Origin of the sequence: Mycolicibacterium palauense (assembly GCF_002592005.1) — a bacterium.
GTDB lineage: Bacteria > Actinomycetota > Actinomycetes > Mycobacteriales > Mycobacteriaceae > Mycobacterium > Mycobacterium palauense.
On record NZ_NVQF01000002.1, the window covers coordinates 94,262 to 110,968 of the forward strand.

The following is a 16,707-nucleotide window of genomic DNA, read 5'->3' on the forward strand; positions in this document are numbered from 1 at the left end:
CCGCTCACGCGACGGGGACGAGTTCGGCCGCGCCGAACGACACGTTGAACCGGTCGCACCAGATGCTCACGCTGTCCAGCCCGGTCACGTCGGTGCCGGCCGGGACCGGATAGTTGGCGCTGCCCCTGTTGCCCTTGAGGGCACCGAGATCGACCCAGCGGCCGTCGTCGAAGACACCGGCCCGGCCGGTGCCGGGTGTGACCGGTGCGTCGGTGAGCCACACCTTGAGCTCGGGGCCGTCACTGGTGTCGAGGTCGTCGATGCGCACCAGCATCGAATCGTCGGGCAGCCGCAGAAGTTGCGCGGTGCCGGAGGTGTCGTGTTCCTGGCCGACGAACTCGCCCTGCGACAGCACCACCGGTCCCTGCAGGCCCGGGTCGGCAGCCGAGGGCCCCGCGACCGACGCCGGTAGCGGCTCGTCGACGGTGGTGTTGGTGAACAACTTCCAGGGCTGGAACCAGTAGGCGCCCACCGCGGCGGCGACCACCACAACCACCACGCCGAGCACCGAGCCGACCAGCACCAGCGGGTGACGCAGGAACCGCAGCCGCGACGGCCGCGTCGGTCCGGACATGTGCCGATTATCGCCTGTGAGCCGGCTGGGAGGAAGCCCCGGGACGTGGCCGGGGCCGCCTCCCGTCAGAACACCGGCCCGTCAGAACACCGGCCCGTCAGAACACCGGCCCGTCAGAACACCGTGGCGCCCAGGTCGACCGCGATGCGTGCCGCGGTGACCAGCCGGGACTCGTCGCTGACCAGCCAGCAGGCGGCGTCGGCGATGTCCTCGGGCTCGGCGATGTAGTCCGGCAGGAACGGGGTAACCATGTTCATCAGGGCCGGGTTGGTCTCGTTCGCGCGGGTGAGGGCGGCCATCATGTCCCCGGTGCCCATCGGGGTGTTGACGGCGCCGGGATGCAGGCTGTTGACCCGGATCGAGTGCTTGCCCAGCTCCGCGGCGAACGCCCGCGCCATCCCGGTGACCGCGTGCTTGCTGGCGGTGTAGTGCACCATGAACGGCTGCATCTTGATACCCGCGGCGGAGCTGATCAGGACGATCGACCCGCCCCGCCCGCCGTCGACGATCTTCTGCGCGCCCGCCATCACGGTGTTCCAGGTGCCGGTCACGTTGATGTCCATGACGTCGCGGAATGACTCGGGGGTGGTCTCGTTCCAGGGTTCGGGCACGGTGATACCGGCATTGGCCACGATCGCGTCCAGCCGGCCGAAGCGGTCGACCCCGCGTTCCACCACGGCTCGCAGCGCCTCGAGGTCGCGGGTGTCGGCGGCCTCGGCGAGGATGCCCCGGCCCGTCGCCTCCACCAGCTTCACCGTCTCGGCGAGATCCGCCGGGGTCGCCGAGTCGTAGGGCACGCTCGGCGGCAACGGGCCGGCGATATCGACGGCGATGATGTCGGCGCCCTCCGATGCCATCCGGACCGCGTGCGCGCGGCCCTGACCCCGGGCGGCCCCGGTGATGAAAACAACCTTGTCCGTGAGCCGTTGGCCCATGTGCTCTCCCTCGTGCCTGGTGACTGGCGAAGCTACTGCTGCCGCTGCGCGGCCTTGACCAGATTGGAACCGATGATCAGACGCTGAATCTCGCTGGTGCCCTCGTAGAGCCGCAGCAGCCGAACGTCGCGGTAGATGCGCTCCACGGTGACGCCGCGCATGTAGCCGGCGCCCCCGTGCACCTGGACGGCCAGATCGGCCACGGTGCCGGCCATCTCGGTACAGAACAGCTTGGCCACCGACGGGGCGATGCGGCGGTCGGTGCCCTCGACCCATGCGCGGGCGGCGTCGCGTACCAGCGCGCGCCCCGCCATCACCTGGGTCTGCTGGTCGGCCAGCATGGCCTGCACCAGCTGGAAGCTGCCGATCGGGGTGCCGCCCTGGGTGGCGGTGGCCGCGTAGGCGACCGATTCGTCCAGGGCCCGCTGGGCGGCGCCGACGGCCAGGGCGGCGATGTGCACCCGGCCGCGGGCCAGCGAGATCATCGCGGCGCGGTAGCCGATGTCCTCGGCGCCGCCCACCAGCGCGCTGTCGGGAACCCGGACGTCGTTGAACGTGACGTCGGAGGTCCAGGCCCCCTCCTGGCCCATCTTGGCGTCCTTGGCGCCCACCTCGACGCCGGCGGTGTCGGCCGGGACCAGGAAGACCGCGATGCCGGCGCCCTGGGCGTCGGCGGGACGGGTGCGGGCGAACACCACGAACAGGGTCGCCACGGGCGCGTTGGTGATGAACTGCTTCTGGCCGGTGATGACCCAGTGTTCGCCGTCGCGGACGGCCTTGGTGCGCAGTCCCGAGGGGTTGGAGCCGGCGCCCGGCTCGGTCAACGCGAACGACGCGACGACCTCGCCGGAGGCGATGCCCTCCAGCCAGCGCGCCTTCTGTTCGTCGGTGCCGAAGCCGACCAGCACCTGGCCGGCGATGCCGTTGTTGGTGCCGAACATGGAACGCAGAGCCAGCGACGTGTACCCGAATTCCATCGCCAGCTCGACATCCTGGGTGAGGTCGAGGCCCAGTCCGCCCCACTGCTGGGGGATGGCGTAGCCGAAGAGGCCCATCTTCTTGGCCTGGTCGCGGATGTCGTCGGGGACCTTGTCGTCGGCGAGGATCTCGGCCTCGCGGGGGACCACCGCGGTCCGCACGAAGTGGCGGGTCTGGCTCAGGATCTCCCGGAAGTCCTCGTCACTGACTTCGCTACTCATTGCTTCGCTCCTCCGGCCGCCCTGCGACCTTGCACCCGAGGCGATTTTTGTAACATCATATACGAAATATGATGGATGAAACCCGGCGGCCACCGTCGGGGTGCGACACGAATGGAGTGTGCTGGTGACATTGCTGTCCGGCCAGACCGCCGTCGTCACGGGCGGGGCGCAGGGGCTCGGCTTGGCCATCGCCCAGCGATTCATCGCCGAGGGGGCCCGGGTGGTGCTGGGCGACATCAACCCCGAGGCGACCGAGGCGGCCGCGCGTGGGCTCTGTGAGGGCGCCGGCGCCGACGTCGCGCGCGCGGTGCGGTGCGACGTCACCGACGCCGGCGATGTCGACGCGCTGGTGGGGGCCGCGGTCGAGTCCTTCGGGTCCCTGGACGTCATGGTGAACAACGCCGGCATCACCCGCGACGCCACCCTGCGCAGGATGACCGAGGACCAGTTCGACCAGGTGATCGCCGTGCATCTGAAGGGGACCTGGCACGGTCTGCGCGCCGCGGCGGCGATCATGCGCGAGAACAAGCGGGGCGCGATCGTCAACATGTCCTCGCTGTCGGGCAAGGTCGGTCTGGTGGGTCAGACCAACTACTCGGCGGCCAAGGCCGGCATCGTCGGCATGACCAAGGCGGCGGCCAAGGAGCTGGCGCACCTCGGGGTGCGGGTCAACGCCATCCAGCCGGGCCTGATCCGCTCGGCGATGACCGAGGCGATGCCGGAACGGATCTGGGAGCAGAAGCTCGCCGAGGTGCCGATGGGCCGTGCCGGCGAGCCCGCCGAGGTCGCCAAGGTGGCCCTGTTCCTGGCCTCGGACCTGTCGTCCTACATGACCGGCACGGTGCTGGAAGTGACCGGCGGGAGGTTCATGTGAGCAGTGCAGTGGACGCGGTGATCTGTGAACCCGTCCGTACCCCGATCGGGCGCTACGGCGGCATGTTCAAGGCGTTGACGGCCGTGGACCTGGGTGTGGCCGTCCTGCGGGGGCTGTTGGAGCGCACCGGGATCCCCGCCGACAGCGTCAGCGACGTGATCCTCGGGCACTGCTACCCGAGCATGGAGGCCCCGGCCATCGGCCGGGTGGTGGCCCTGGATGCGGGACTGCCCGTCACCGTGCCGGGCATGCAGCTGGACCGCCGCTGCGGCTCCGGGTTGCAGGCGGTGATCCAGGCCGTGATGCAGGTGTCCTCCGGCGCCAACGAGCTGGTGCTCGCCGGTGGCGCGGAGAGCATGAGCAACGTGGTGTTCCACTCCAGCGACATGCGCTGGGGCGGCGCGCGCACCGGGGTGAAGGTGCACGACGCGCTGGCCCGCGGGCGCACCACGGCCGGCGGCCGGCACCACCCGGTGCCCGGCGGAATGCTGGAGACCGCCGAGAATCTGCGCCGGCAGTACGGCATTGCGCGCGCCGAGCAGGACGAGCTCGCGGTGACCTCGCACCGGCGCGCGGTCGCGGCGCAGCGAAACGGCATCCTGGCCGAGGAGATCATCGAGGTGGCGGTGCCCGGCCGCTCCGGTCGCGCCGACGCGGAGGACGCGACCGTCGTCGGCGTCGACGAACACCCCCGTGCCGACACCACCGTGGAGGCCCTGGCCAGGCTGAAACCGGTACTGGGCAAGAGCGATCCGGAAGCGACGGTGACCGCGGGCAACTCCAGCGGCCAGAACGACGCGGCATCGATGTGCGTGGTGACCACCCCGGACAGGGCCGCCGAACTGGGCCTGAAGCCGCTGGTCCGGCTGGTGTCCTGGGCCTCGGCGGGGGTGGGGCCCGAGGTGATGGGCATCGGTCCCGTGCCCGCCACGGCCGCGGCGCTGGCCCGCGCGGATCTGCGGCTGGCCGACATGGACCTGATCGAGCTGAACGAGGCGTTCGCCGCCCAGGCGCTGGCCGTGATGCGCGAGTGGGGCTTCACCGCAGCCGATCTGGAACGTACCAACGTGCACGGCTCGGGGATATCGCTGGGCCATCCGGTCGGCGCGACCGGCGGACGGATGCTGGCCACACTGGCCCGGGAGCTGGACCGCCGGCAGGCCCGCTACGGCCTGGAGACCATGTGCATCGGCGGCGGGCAGGGCCTGGCCGCCGTCTTCGAAAGAGTGTCGGAGGGAGAACGCGGATGACCAGGCTGGCGCAGACGCTCGGGCTGACCGAGTTCCAGACCGAGATCGTGGCGACCGTGCGGCAGTTCGTCGACAAGGAGATCATTCCGGTCGCCCAGGAACTCGAGCACGCCGACACGTACCCCCAGGCCATCGTGGACCAGATGAAGCAGATGGGTCTGTTCGGCCTGATGATCCCCGAGGAGTACGGCGGCCTCGGGGAATCGCTGCTGACCTACGCGCTGTGTGTGGAGGAACTGGCCCGGGGGTGGATGAGCATCTCCGGGGTGATCAACACGCATTTCATCGTGGCGTACATGATCCGGCAGCACGGCACCGACGCCCAGAAGCGCTACCACCTGACCAGGATGGCCACCGGGGAGTCCCGCGGGGCTTTCTCGATGTCGGAGCCCGAGCTGGGCTCCGACGTCGCCGCCATCCGCACCCGGGCCCGCCGCGAGGCCGACGGCGGCTACACCATCGACGGCCAGAAGATGTGGCTCACCAACGGCGGCAGCTCGACCCTGGTCGCGGCCCTGGTGCGCACCGATGAGGGGGCCGACAAGCCGCACCGGAACCTGACCGCCTTCCTGATCGAAAAGCCGGCCGGATTCGGCGAAGTCGTTCCCGGACTGACCATCCCGGGCAAGATCGACAAGCTCGGCTACAAGGGCATCGACACCACCGAACTGGTCTTCGACGGCTACCGGGCCGCCGCCGGCGACGTCCTGGGCGAGCGTCCGGGTGAGGGTTTCGTCCAGATGATGGACGGCGTCGAGGTGGGCCGCGTGAACGTCTCGGCGCGGGCGTGCGGGGTGGGTATCCGGGCTTTCGAGCTGGCGGTGCGGTACGCCCAGCAGCGCTCGACGTTCGGCAAGCCGATCGCCGAGCACCAGGCCGTCGCGTTCCAGCTCGCCGAGATGGCCACCAAGGTCGAGGCGGCCCATCTGATGATGGTCAACGCCGCGCGCCTGAAGGACTCCGGGGAACGCAACGACGTCGCCGCCGGGATGGCCAAGTATCTGGCCAGCGAGTTCTGTTCGGAGGTCACCCAGCAGAGCTTCCGGATCCACGGTGGCTACGGCTACTCCAAGGAGTACGAGATCGAGCGGCTGATGCGCGACGCCCCGTTCCTGCTGATCGGCGAGGGCACCAGCGAGATCCAGAAGCAGATCATCTCCCGGCGGCTGCTGGCCGAGTACCGGATCTAGCGCCGAGCGATTGACCGTCCGCCGATGACCACAGCAGACTTCGCCGCCCGGCCGCAGCTGTCCGAGGACGTCGCACGCCTGGTGCGCCGGCGGATCTTCGACGGCGTCTACACCGCGGGCCGCTACATCCGGCTGGACCAGCTGGCGGCCGAACTGGGCATCAGCGTCACCCCGGTGCGCGAGGCGCTGTTCGAGCTGCGGGCCGAGGGGCTCCTGGCCCAGCAGCCGCGCCGCGGGTTCGTCGTGCTCCCGGTGACGCGGCGCGACATCGCCGATGTCTCCGACGTCCAGGCGCACATCGGTGGCGAACTGGCCGCCCGCGCCGCGGCCGCCATCAGCGCGGATCAGCTGGCCGAGCTGCGCGAGCTGCAGGCGCGCCTGGAGAAGGCCTACGCCGGCGACGACGAGGAGCTGGTGGTGCGGCTCAACCACGAGTTCCACCGGGCCATCAACGTGGCCGCGGATTCGCCCAAACTGGCCCAGCTGATGTCCCAGATCACCCGGTACGCGCCGGAATCGGTGTTTCCCACCATCACCGGGTGGCCGGCGAAGTCGACGCGCGACCACCGCCGGGTGCTCGCGGCGCTGGCCAAGGGGGACGAGGAGATGGCCAGGGCCGCGATGTCGCAACACCTGGCCGCCGGTGCGGACCCGCTGATCGCGCACCTGGTCTCCCGCGGGGTCATCGAGGCCGCCCCGGGCCGTCCTCGGGCGCGGTGACCCACCCGAACCCGCGCGCGGCTACCGACACTTGTACTGTAAGTGCGACGGTATTTGGGAGGTCGGGAATGGCGATGGGCATCCTCCGGTGGACGACCGGACACACGGGACCGGTCGGACCGTGACCGGACCGGCGACCGGGGGCGTCCTCGACGGGGTGCGGGTGCTCGACTACGGCCGGTTCATCGCGGCACCGTGGTGCAGCGCCCTGCTGGCCGACATGGGGGCCGACGTGTTGCGCGTGGAGAAACGGGAGGGCGGGGAGGACCGCTGGGTGCAGTCGGTGACCGCCGGGGGTGAGGGCGGAACCTTTCTGCAGTGCAACCGTAACAAGCGCTCGCTGACCCTGGACTCGACCACGCCGGAGGGCGCCGAGATCACCAGGCGGTTGGTCGCCCGCTCCGACATCGTCGTCGCCAACATGCCCGCCGCCGGCATGCGGGCCAGCGGACTGGACTACGAGAGCCTGCGCGCCGTCAAGCCCGACATCATCCTGGCCAGCGCGACCGCCTACGGCGAGGGCGGGCCCTATAGCGGCAGGATCGGTTTCGACGGTGCGGGGCAGGTGATGTCCGGTGCCACCTACCGTCAGGGCCTGCCGGAGCAGCCGATCCGCACGGTGGTTCCCTACGCGGATTTCGGCACCGCGCTGACCCTGACCATCGGGGTGATGATGGCCCTGTACCACCGTGACCGCACGGGGCAGGGACAGCATGTCGAGGGGGCGCTGCTGCCGACCGCGATGATGCTGTCCAATGCCTTCCTGATCGAACGGGAACTGCTCGGGGTCGACAAGCCTCGGATGGGTAACCGCGGCACCTCGGTGGCGCCCTGCGACCTCTACCGCACCAGCGACGACGGATGGGTGCTGCTGCAGGTGGCCGGGGCTCCGATGTTCCGTCGTTGGTGCCGGCTGGTGGGCCGGGAGGATCTGATCGCCGACCCCCGCTTCGCCGACGACGACCTGCGCTGGCGGCACGGCGACGTCCTCAACGACATCATGGCCGACTGGTGTGCCGACAAGACCAAGGCCGAGGTGCTGGGGCTGCTGGAGGGCGCCAAACTGCCGGCCGCGCCCATGCATTCGACACAGGACGTCCTCGACGACCCGCACGTGCGGGCGATGGGATACCTCCGCCACGTCGCCTTCCCGGGCGCCCCGCGCGACGTTCCGATCATCGAGACGCCGTTTCGGATGTCGGCGACCCCGGGCAGCATCCGCAGCCGCGCCCCGCTGCTCGGCGAGCACACCGACGAGGTGCTCGGCGAACTGGGCTACGGCGAGCCGGACATCGCCGGCCTGCGCGACCGCGGCATCGTCTAAGGGGCGGGTCTGCGGGCCGGCGGCCGGTCAGGGCCGCCCGCCCGGCCGCCGAATGACCGCGAAGCTGACCGTGGCGATCGCGGCCAGCCGGTCACCGGGCAGCGCGGTGATCTCGACCTGCACGACCAGGGTGCGGTTGCCGGCGTGCACCACCCGCGCGACGGCCCGGGCCGCGCCCTCGGTGACCGGCCGCAGGTACCGCAGGTTCAAATCGGAGGTCACCACGCTGTGCCCCGGAGGCAACCGGCGGATCGCGAGCTGGCCGGCGGCGATGTCGACCAGGGTGGCCAGCAGGCCGCCCTGCAGTCCGCCGTTGGTGTTGACCGCGTGCGGGGCCACCGGCAACTCGACCACCACCTCGTCGTCGCTGACGACGGTGTGGCGGTAGCCGATCTGGTCGAACAGTTCGAAGATGTTCTGCGCGGCGGTCATCCCACACTCTCCCGGCCGGCGGCGGTGGTGATCCGGTAGTCCGACCGGCGCAGCCGCCGGGTGCGTCTGCGGTAGGTGCTCATCAGCCACGGCCAGTTGTGGGTGTCGTGGCCCCGCTCGTCCAGATACCAGCTCCGGCAGCCCTGCCACACCGTGTGTGGCTGCCGGCGGGTCAACGCGGCCTGAAAACCCCGGTAGGCCCGCTCGGTCACCTCCAGGCTCTGCGCGCCGCCGGCGGCCAGCATGCGCACCGCGGCCACGATGTGCGCGGCCTGCGATTCGAGCATGTACACGATCGACCCCGACCCCAGGTTGGTGTTGGGGCCGTACACGAGGAACATGTTGGGAAACCCCGGAACCGACAGGCCCAGGAACGCCCCGGCGCGCCGGGACCACGCCTGCGCCAGCGAGGTGCCGTGGCTGCCCACGATCTCCACGCCCGAGACGAACGACGACGTCGCGAAACCGGTGCCGAACACGATGGCGTCGACCGGGATGTCGCGGCCCCCGGCGCGGAGCCCCCTCGGCGTGATCGCCTCGATGGGGCCGGTCTCCACGCTCACGTCGGGCCGGCACAGCGTCGCGTAGTAGTCGTCGGAGATGAGGATGCGCTTGCAGCCCGCACGCGAGCGGGGCCGCAGCCGGTCCCGCAGCACCGGGTCGGCGACCTCGCGGCGCAGAATCCGCTCGTGCAGGCGACGCAACACCGTCAACGCGGCCGGCGTGCGGGTGAAGGCCAGGGTGACCGCCTCGAAGTAGGACCAGATCGCCAGCCGCTGGGCTCGTTTCAGCCACGGCAGCCGCCCGTTGCGCCGGTGCGTTCGCGGCGTGTACACGACGTCGCCCTTGGTGAAGACGTAGGGCGCCGTGCGCTGCAGGACCACGACGTGCCCGGCGGTGGGGGCGATCGCCGGCACCACCTGGATGGCGCTGGCCCCGGTACCGACCACGGCCACCCGCTTTCCCGACAGGTCGACGTCGTGGCGCCAGCGCGCGGTGTGGAAGGCCGGCCCCGCAAAGGATTCCAGTCCGGGGATCGGGGGGACGGCCGGGACGCTGAGCTGGCCCACGGCGGGCACCAGGACATCGGCGCGGCTACGGCGCCCGTCGGCGAGGTCGATCACCCATTCGGCGCCGTCCCAGTGCGCGGAACGGACCTCGGTGCCGGTCCGGATCATCTCGGCGATACCGGACGCCCGCACGCACCGGTGCAGATAGCGCTGGATCTCCGCCGCCGTGGCGAATCGCCGCGACCATTCGACGTCCTGGGCGAACGAATAGCTGTACAGGTGCGACGGGGCGTCGCAGGCCGCGCCGGGATAGGTGTTGACCAGCCACGTGCCACCGACAGCGGGCTCGCGCTCGAAGACGGTGATGTCGTGGAATCCGGCCGCCCGCAGCCGCATCGCCACGCCGAGCCCGCCGAATCCCGCGCCGATGATCGCAACCCGCACGGTGCGGGCCGGGCCGGGGCGGTCCAGGGTGCTCACCGGTCCGCGTCGGTGTAGCGGATGACACCGCGCAGGATGCGGCCCTCCAGCATGTCGCGGTAGGCGTCGTTGATCTCCTCCAGGCGGTACTCCCGGGTGACCATGTCGTCGAGGTTGAGTTCACCGAGCCGGTAGAGCGTGAGCAGCTCGGGGATGTCGAACTGCGGGTTGCCGCCGCCGAACAGGGAGCCCTGCAGGTTCTTCTGCATCAGCGTGAGCCCGGCCAGGTTGAGCGTGACCGCGGTGTCGGCGAACCCGCCCATGGCGGTGATCACGCAGCTGCCTCCTTTCGCGGTCAGCTGCAGGTAGGCTTCGATGTCGGCCCCGTCGGTGCGCCCGACGGTGACGATGACCTTCTGGCACATCCGACCGCCGGTGGCCTCGCCGACCGCGGCCAGTGCCGAGGCGATGTCGGGGTGGGCCTCGGTGGCCCCGAACGTGATGGCTCGGTCGCGTTTCCAGGGCACCGGGTCCACCGCGACGATCCTGCGTGCCCCGGCGATGGCCGCGCCCTGCAGTGCCGCGACTCCCACGCCGCCGATACCGATGATCGCGACGTCCTCGCCGGGTCGGACCCCGGCGCTGCGGACCGCCGAGCCGTAGCCGGTGGTCACCCCGCAGCCCACGATGCAGGCGACCTCGAACGGGATGTCCGGGTCGACCTTGACCACCGAGGTGTGGTGGACGACGAGGTAGGGCGAGAAGGTTCCGAGCAGGGACATCGGAATGACCTCGCGACCGCCGGTGTGCACCCGGAACGAGCCGTCGGAGACCGAGGCGCCCGAGAGCAGGCCGGCCCCCAGGTCGCACAGGTTGCGCAGACCGGTCTGGCAGGCCGGGCAGCGGCCGCACGACGGGATGAACGACAGCACCACGTGGTCGCCGGCCCGCAGGCCCTCGACGCCGGGACCGACCTCGGTGATCACGCCGGCCCCCTCGTGGCCGCCGAGGATGGGGAAGGCGGCCATCGGGATGTCGCCGGTGAGCAGGTGGTGATCGGAGTGACACAGGCCCGCGGTCTGCAGCTCGATCAACACCTCGCCGTGGCGTGGATCGCCGATCTCGATCTCCTCGATCGACCACGGCTGGTGGAAGTCCCAGACCAGGGCGCCCTTCGTCTTCATCGGTGGCTCCTCTCGGCGGCGGTCGTCTCCAGCAGAAGTGCGCGCAGCCGGGCGGTGTCGACCTTGCCGGTCGCGCCCCGGGGAATGGCGCCGTCGTCGTCGAACAGCGCCCACACCGCGGGAACCTTGAATGCGCTCAACAGTTCCCGCGCGGCGGTGCGCAACGACTCCGCGGTCGTGGAGTGGTCGCAGACGACGGCGGCGCCCACGCGGGGTCCACGAGGTCCGGGGACGTCGGTGGCGTAGACCGCGGCGACCCCGGGCACGGTGCGCAACGCCGATTCCACCTCGACGGGGAACACGGTGGCGCCGTTGACCTTGAACATGTCGTCGCTGCGCCCGTGGTAGAACAGGAAGCCCCGGGCGTCGAGGTGCCCGAGATCGCCCGTGGGGTAGAAGCCGTCGGCGGTGAACACCTGCTCGCGGGAACGCCGGCACAACCCGCGCAGGACGTGGCGTCCGCGGATCTGGATCATCCCGACCGTGCCCGCGTCCACGGGTTCCCCGGTGTCGGTGTCGACGATGCGGATCTGCATGCCCGGGAACGGCTGACCGCAACTGCCCCAGGCTTCGGTCGGCATATCGGTGTCGGCCCGGTAGCCGCAGTAGGGGCCGAAGGACTCCGTCATGCCGAACAACCGGGCCCGCGCGCCGGGGCGGGCCCGCCGGCCGGGCGGCAGGACGGCCTCCAGGCTGCCGGCCCGCAGCTCGGGCAGCGCCTGCCCGTTGGCCTGCGCCTGGCCCGCCAGGGCCTCGGCCTGCTCGGGCCACCCGCGGAACAGGTTGACCCGCTCGCGGTGCAGCAGCCCCAGGGTGGTGTCCGGTCCGGGTGCGGGTTCGGTGACCAGCGTGGCGCCGGCCAGCAGCGCCGTCAGCACACCGGCGGCGAAACCGCCGACCCAGAAGAACGGCATCGGCAGGTACAGCCTGGTGTCCTCGTCGATGCAGCGTGCCTCCAGGCCCGAGCGCACCGCGGCCAACGCGTTGCCGTGGGAGTGCCACACGCCCTTGGGGCTGCCGCTGCTGCCGGAGGTGAACATGATCGCCAGTGGGTCCGCGGGCCGTACGGTGGCGCACAGCGCGGTCAGCAACGAGCCGGATGGCGGTGCCGCCGCGCCGTCCGGTGCGCCGGTGCCGGTCCAGACCCGCCGCAGGGCGGGCAGCGCGGGCAGCCGCAGCTCCCGGCCGGTGTGGACCGGGCGGCCGAGTTCGCCGGCCAGTTCGGCACGGTAGCGATGCCCGCGGAACTCCTCGACGCAGATCAGGTGCTGCACCGAGGCCACCCGTAGCTGGGCGGCCAGCTCCCGGGGCCGCAGCAGCGTGCTCAGCGGGACCAGCACCGCGCCGATCCGGGTCAGCGCGAGCGCCAGGCGCACCCAGCCGACCCCGTTGGGCATGAGCAGGCCCACCCGCGTCCCCTTGCCGATGCCGGCGGCGAGCAGGCCGGTGGCCAGGCGGCGGGTGCTGCGGTCGAGTTCGGCGTAGCTCAGGGTGTTCTCGGGGTCGACCACCATGGTCTTGTCGCCGAGCCGGGCGGCCCGGGCGCGCAGCACGGCGTCGACGGTGTCCCCGGGAGTGTCCTCGCGCGTGGCATCGGGGGTGTGCGGATCGACGGACCGCTCAGCCATCGAAGAGCTCCGCGAGCCGGGGCAGGTCGACCTTTCCGCTGGACAGCAGCGGCACCTCGGCGTGGCGGCACACGGCGAACCGCCGCGGCACCTTGTAGGCGGACAGGTGCGTGCGCAGCGCGGTGCGCAGCTCGCCGTCGTCGATGAGGGCCTCGATGTTGGTGCCGATGCCGTTCTCGGCGCCATGCTCGATGATGCTGCCGGTGTCGGTGGCGATCACCGCGGCCACCACCTGGCCGCGCTCGGGATCGGGCAGCCCGAACACGTGCACCGCGGCGTCGTGGATGCGGTCGCCGAGCACCGTGGTCAGCGCGGCGGCCACCTCGGCCGGGGTGACGTTGGCTCCGGCGGTCTTGATCATCGAACCCGCCCGGGTGATGAAGTACACGAAGCCCTCGGGATCGGTGCGGACCAGGTCGCCGGTGTGGAACCAGCCGTCGCCGTCGAAGCAGTCCTCGCGGCTGCGGCCGTAGTAGCGCTGCATGAGGTAGGGCCCGCGCAGGCACAGTTCGCCGATCTCACCGGTGTCCACCGGCGCGCCGGTGTCGGGGTCGACGACCTTGGTCCCGAAACCCGGGGCCGGCCGCCCGAACGATCCGCGCCGATGCTCGGGCTGGTCGGTGTCGTCGCCGTCGAGCAGCACCACGCTGCCGGCCTCGGTCATGCCCAGCATGTTGTGCCGCAGCTCGGGGTCCGCCGGCCGGGCGTCGGGGGCCATGATCGGGTACAGATTCCCGCGGCGCAGGAAGGACAGATCGCGCGTCGGGAAGCTGGGGTGGCGGCTCAGCGCCGCCACGCCGGCGGCGAATCCGTTGGTGACGGTGGGCTTCTCGCGTTCCAGCAGGTCCAGCGTCGCACCCGCGTCGGTGGTGACCGAACACACCAGGGTGGCTCCGGCGGTCATCGTGGCCAGCAGGCCGAAGGCGAATCCGCCGATCCAGAAGAACGGTGAGTTGCAGAACAGCCTGTCGTCGGCGTCGAGCCGGCGGATCCGGTTGAGGTTGCGCTGGTGTTCCAGCAACCCGCCGTGGGTGTGCACCGCGCCCTTGGGTGCACCGGTGGAACCGGAGGTGTAGATGACGGCCAGGGTGTCGCCGGGGTCGACGTCGTCCTCGAGCGCGGTCAGCAGGTCCGCGTCGCCGGCCTGCTCGGGCGTGCCGCCGGGTCGGTCGCCGACCAGCACCCGACGCAACCGGGGGGCGTTCTCGGTGAACAGCGTTGCGGTCGTGTCCGCCGGTGGAACGTCGAGGGCCTCGGCCAGCTTCTGCCGGTAGTCGTGCCCCCGGTAGCTCGCCGCGGTGAGCATGATCTCCACGTCGCTGTCGAGGAGTTGGGTGCGCAGCTCGGCGGCGGTGGAGAAGGTGGAGAACGGGACGACGACGGCGCCGATGCGCGCCGCGGCCAGCATCGCGGTGACGAACCCGGCGCCGTTGGGGTACAGCAGCCCGACGTGCGTCCCCTTGCCCGCGCCCAGCCCGATCAGGGTGCGCGCCAGGGCCGCCGAACTCCGATCGGCCTCGGCGTAACCGAGCCGCTGGTCGTCACAGATCAGCAGGGGATGCCCGCCGCGCTCACGCCTCCAACGCAGCAGTGCGGGCACGGTGTCGATCCCGGCCCGGGTTTCGGGGAAGGGCCCGGGCGCGGTGTCAGGGGGCATGGTCCCCCGCGGCGGTGCGAGCCAGGTGCTGCTCCAGCAGCTCACGTACGGCGGTCAGGTCGGGCTTTCCCGACGGAGTTCGCGGGATCGCGTCGACGACGGCGATCTCCGTCGGTATCTCGTAGCGGGCCAGCCTGGTACGGAGAAACTCGGTCAGTTCGGCGGCATCCGCGCCGGCACCGTCGCGGAGTTCGACCGCGGCCACCGGTGTCTCGCCCAGCCTCGGGTCGGTGCGGCCGATCACCGAGGCGCCCCGGACCGCGGGGTGCGATTCCAGTGCGGTGCGCACATCGTCGGGCATCACCTTGAACCCGCCGCGGATGATGGCCTGGTCGGCCCGGCCCAGGAGCCACAGGAAGCCGTCGTCGTCGAGTCGGGCCAGGTCGGTGGTGCGGATCCAGTCGGCGTCGGTGCCCAGCTGGGCGGGTTTGACCTCGAGCAGCCCGGCCCGGCCCGCGGGCAGCGGCGCGCCGGCATCGTCGACCACCCGCAGCCGGGCTCCCGGATTGGCCCGGCCGACGCTGCCGCGCTTGGCCTGCCAGTACTTCTGGTGGTCGGCCAGCGTCCAGGCCGCCACACCACCGCCGAACTCGGTTGCCGCGTAGGACGTCAGCACCGGGATGCCGAACTTCTCGGTGAACGCCTCGGCGTCGTCGGCCGACAGCGGGGCGGTGCCGGAGGTGACCGCCCGGACACCGGCGAGATCCTCGCGGGTGAGGTCGGAGTGCAGCACCATGCGCAGTGCGGCCGGCACCAGCGACACCGCGCGGGGGCGGTGCTCGCGCACCGCGTCGGCCCACAGGCGCAGGTCGAACTTGGGCAGCAGGACGAAGGGGCGCGCCTCGGCGAGGCACAGCAGCACCCGGAACACGCCGCCCACGTGCACCAGCGGCGAGTTCACGATGGCGACCCCGTGCCGCAGCCGCGTCGGGTCCGGGGCGGCTGCTGGGTCGGCGCCGATCACGCTGCGGGCCAGCATGTCGTAGGTCAGGTCGACGCGCTTGGGTGGGCCGGTCGTGCCGCTGGTGAGCATCCACACCGCCACTCCCGGCCGGCCCGGGTCCGGGCTGCCGGACTCGGCGGGTCGAACCCCTGGCGCGCTGTCCAGATCGGTCACCGAGATCACGGTGGTGGCCGGGGTGGGCGTCACCACCGCGGCCAGGTCGTCGGGTAGCCCGATGATGACGGGCAGGGCCAGGGCGTCGAGGTCGGCCCGGGTGCGCTGATCCCCGCGCGCCGGGTTGACGACCACGACGGTGCCGCCGGCCAACAGCACCCCGAGTAGCGCGGCGACGTGGACGGGCTGATTGCGCAGCAGGATGCCCACCCGCGGGTGCTCGCTGCGGCCGTGCCGGGCGGCCAGCTCGGCGATCGTGCGGGCGAACTCGCCGACCTGACCCCAGGTCGACCAGCGGTGCTCGTACTGGATGGCGGATGCCCGCGGATCCAGGTCGAGCACGGCGGCGATCCGCCGGCGCAGCGGGTGGGTCATCGGGGCGCCGTCCTCACCGGATGCGGGGGGCGGGTCGGTCGCCGGCGGGCCGTGCGGCCAGCTCGGCCTTGCCCAGCGGGTTGCCGAGCCGGGTGTAGATCAGGCCCTGGTCCAGCGCCGCGCGGTAGGGCTTGTCCAGTGACTCCCAGATGGCCTTGACCGTGCCCTGGGTCGCCGACGGCGGTTTGGCGGCGATGGTGGTCGCGATCTCGTGGGCCCGCGACCACAGTTCGTCGGTGCTCACCACCTCGGTGACCAGCCCGATCCGCAGCGCGGTCCGGGCGCTGACGCGTTCGTCGTTGCCCATCAGCGCCATCCGCAGCGTCTCGCCCAGGCCGACCCGGCGCATCAACCCGATCGGCTCGAGTGCCGAGACCAGACCGGCGGTGACGTGCGAGTCGAAGAAGGTGGCGTCCTCCGAGCACACCACCACGTCGGACTCGTTGACGAAATACAGCGCGCCGGCGGTGCACATGCCCTGCACGGCGCAGACCACCGGCTTCCACATCTTCTGCCACTTGGGGCTGAGCAGCTCGCCGGGATCCTCGTGGTTCCAGACGTTGTCGGGCTGGCCGTAGTCGGACTTGACGTCCAGACCGGCGCTGAAGGCCCGCTCTCCGGCGGCCCGCAACACCACGGCGTGGGTGGCCTCGTCGTGTTTGACGATCCGCCAGGCCGCGAGCATCTCCTCGCACATGGTGCGGTTGAACGCGTTGAGCGCCTCGGGCCGGTTCAGGGTGATGGTCGCGACGTGGCTTGCACGGTCGAACTCCACCAGGATGGTCTCGAAGGGGCTGGTCGTCATCGCGATTTCCTAC

At 71.3% G+C, this 16,707-nt stretch carries 15 protein-coding genes; 5 read left to right on the top strand and 10 right to left on the bottom strand.

Annotation, left to right across the window (positions count from 1 at the left end; all coding sequences use genetic code 11):
* Window positions 1-4: 4 nt before the first annotated feature.
* From CSR00_RS01365 to CSR00_RS01375, 3 genes are all read right to left on the bottom strand, one after another.
* Window positions 5-574 (bottom strand): DM13 domain-containing protein, encoded by a 570-nt coding sequence (locus CSR00_RS01365; protein WP_099020600.1) that lies wholly within the window; start codon window positions 572-574, stop codon window positions 5-7.
* 113 nt (window positions 575-687) lie between these two features.
* Window positions 688-1,509: a mycofactocin-coupled SDR family oxidoreductase gene (locus CSR00_RS01370; protein WP_099020601.1), complete on the bottom strand. Its 822-nt coding sequence runs from the start codon at window positions 1,507-1,509 to the stop codon at window positions 688-690.
* 32 nt (window positions 1,510-1,541) lie between these two features.
* On the bottom strand, window positions 1,542-2,708 hold the full coding sequence (locus CSR00_RS01375) for an acyl-CoA dehydrogenase family protein (protein WP_099020602.1): 1,167 nt from the start codon (window positions 2,706-2,708) through the stop codon (window positions 1,542-1,544).
* Window positions 2,709-2,832: 124 nt separating this feature from the next.
* Here CSR00_RS01375 and fabG point away from each other — a divergent pair, with 124 nt between their 5' ends.
* The 5 genes from fabG to CSR00_RS01400 all read left to right on the top strand — a co-directional run bounded on the left by fabG (window position 2,833) and on the right by CSR00_RS01400 (window position 8,066).
* Window positions 2,833-3,582 carry a 3-oxoacyl-ACP reductase FabG gene (gene fabG / locus CSR00_RS01380; RefSeq protein WP_407662388.1) on the top strand — a complete coding sequence of 250 codons (750 nt, stop codon included), beginning with the start codon at window positions 2,833-2,835 and terminating at the stop codon, window positions 3,580-3,582.
* Window positions 3,579-4,832: an acetyl-CoA C-acetyltransferase gene (locus tag CSR00_RS01385; protein ID WP_281259653.1), complete on the top strand. Its 1,254-nt coding sequence runs from the start codon at window positions 3,579-3,581 to the stop codon at window positions 4,830-4,832. The genes fabG and CSR00_RS01385 overlap by 4 nt, the downstream gene beginning before the upstream one ends.
* A complete protein-coding gene (locus CSR00_RS01390) occupies window positions 4,829-6,022 on the top strand; it encodes an acyl-CoA dehydrogenase family protein (protein WP_099020604.1) in 1,194 nt (397 codons plus the stop codon). Before CSR00_RS01385 ends, CSR00_RS01390 begins: the two co-directional genes overlap by 4 nt.
* 24 nt (window positions 6,023-6,046) lie before the next feature.
* Entirely contained in the window at window positions 6,047-6,742 is a 696-nt protein-coding gene (locus CSR00_RS01395; protein WP_099020605.1) for a GntR family transcriptional regulator, read from the top strand.
* Between the two features lie 121 nt (window positions 6,743-6,863).
* Window positions 6,864-8,066, top strand: a complete 1,203-nt coding sequence (locus CSR00_RS01400) for a CaiB/BaiF CoA transferase family protein (protein WP_099020674.1) — start codon at window positions 6,864-6,866, stop codon at window positions 8,064-8,066.
* 27 nt (window positions 8,067-8,093) lie between these two features.
* Here CSR00_RS01400 and CSR00_RS01405 read toward each other — a convergent pair whose 3' ends face one another.
* From CSR00_RS01405 to CSR00_RS01435, 7 genes are all read right to left on the bottom strand, one after another.
* On the bottom strand, window positions 8,094-8,498 hold the full coding sequence (locus tag CSR00_RS01405; protein ID WP_099020606.1) for a PaaI family thioesterase: 405 nt from the start codon (window positions 8,496-8,498) through the stop codon (window positions 8,094-8,096).
* Window positions 8,495-9,988: a flavin-containing monooxygenase gene (locus tag CSR00_RS01410; protein ID WP_245905769.1), complete on the bottom strand. Its 1,494-nt coding sequence runs from the start codon at window positions 9,986-9,988 to the stop codon at window positions 8,495-8,497. Before CSR00_RS01410 ends, CSR00_RS01405 begins: the two co-directional genes overlap by 4 nt.
* Window positions 9,985-11,112 (bottom strand): NDMA-dependent alcohol dehydrogenase, encoded by a 1,128-nt coding sequence (locus CSR00_RS01415; protein ID WP_099020607.1) that lies wholly within the window; start codon window positions 11,110-11,112, stop codon window positions 9,985-9,987. Before CSR00_RS01415 ends, CSR00_RS01410 begins: the two co-directional genes overlap by 4 nt.
* Window positions 11,109-12,626: a class I adenylate-forming enzyme family protein gene (locus CSR00_RS01420; RefSeq protein WP_245905777.1), complete on the bottom strand. Its 1,518-nt coding sequence runs from the start codon at window positions 12,624-12,626 to the stop codon at window positions 11,109-11,111. Before CSR00_RS01420 ends, CSR00_RS01415 begins: the two co-directional genes overlap by 4 nt.
* Window positions 12,627-12,732: 106 nt before the next feature.
* Window positions 12,733-14,397 (bottom strand): class I adenylate-forming enzyme family protein, encoded by a 1,665-nt coding sequence (locus CSR00_RS01425; protein ID WP_099020676.1) that lies wholly within the window; start codon window positions 14,395-14,397, stop codon window positions 12,733-12,735.
* Window positions 14,387-15,889 carry a class I adenylate-forming enzyme family protein gene (locus tag CSR00_RS01430; protein ID WP_099020609.1) on the bottom strand — a complete coding sequence of 501 codons (1,503 nt, stop codon included), beginning with the start codon at window positions 15,887-15,889 and terminating at the stop codon, window positions 14,387-14,389. The genes CSR00_RS01425 and CSR00_RS01430 overlap by 11 nt, the downstream gene beginning before the upstream one ends.
* A gap of 13 nt (window positions 15,890-15,902) precedes the next feature.
* Entirely contained in the window at window positions 15,903-16,694 is a 792-nt protein-coding gene (locus CSR00_RS01435; protein WP_099020610.1) for an enoyl-CoA hydratase/isomerase family protein, read from the bottom strand.
* Between the last annotated feature and the right edge of the window lie 13 nt (window positions 16,695-16,707).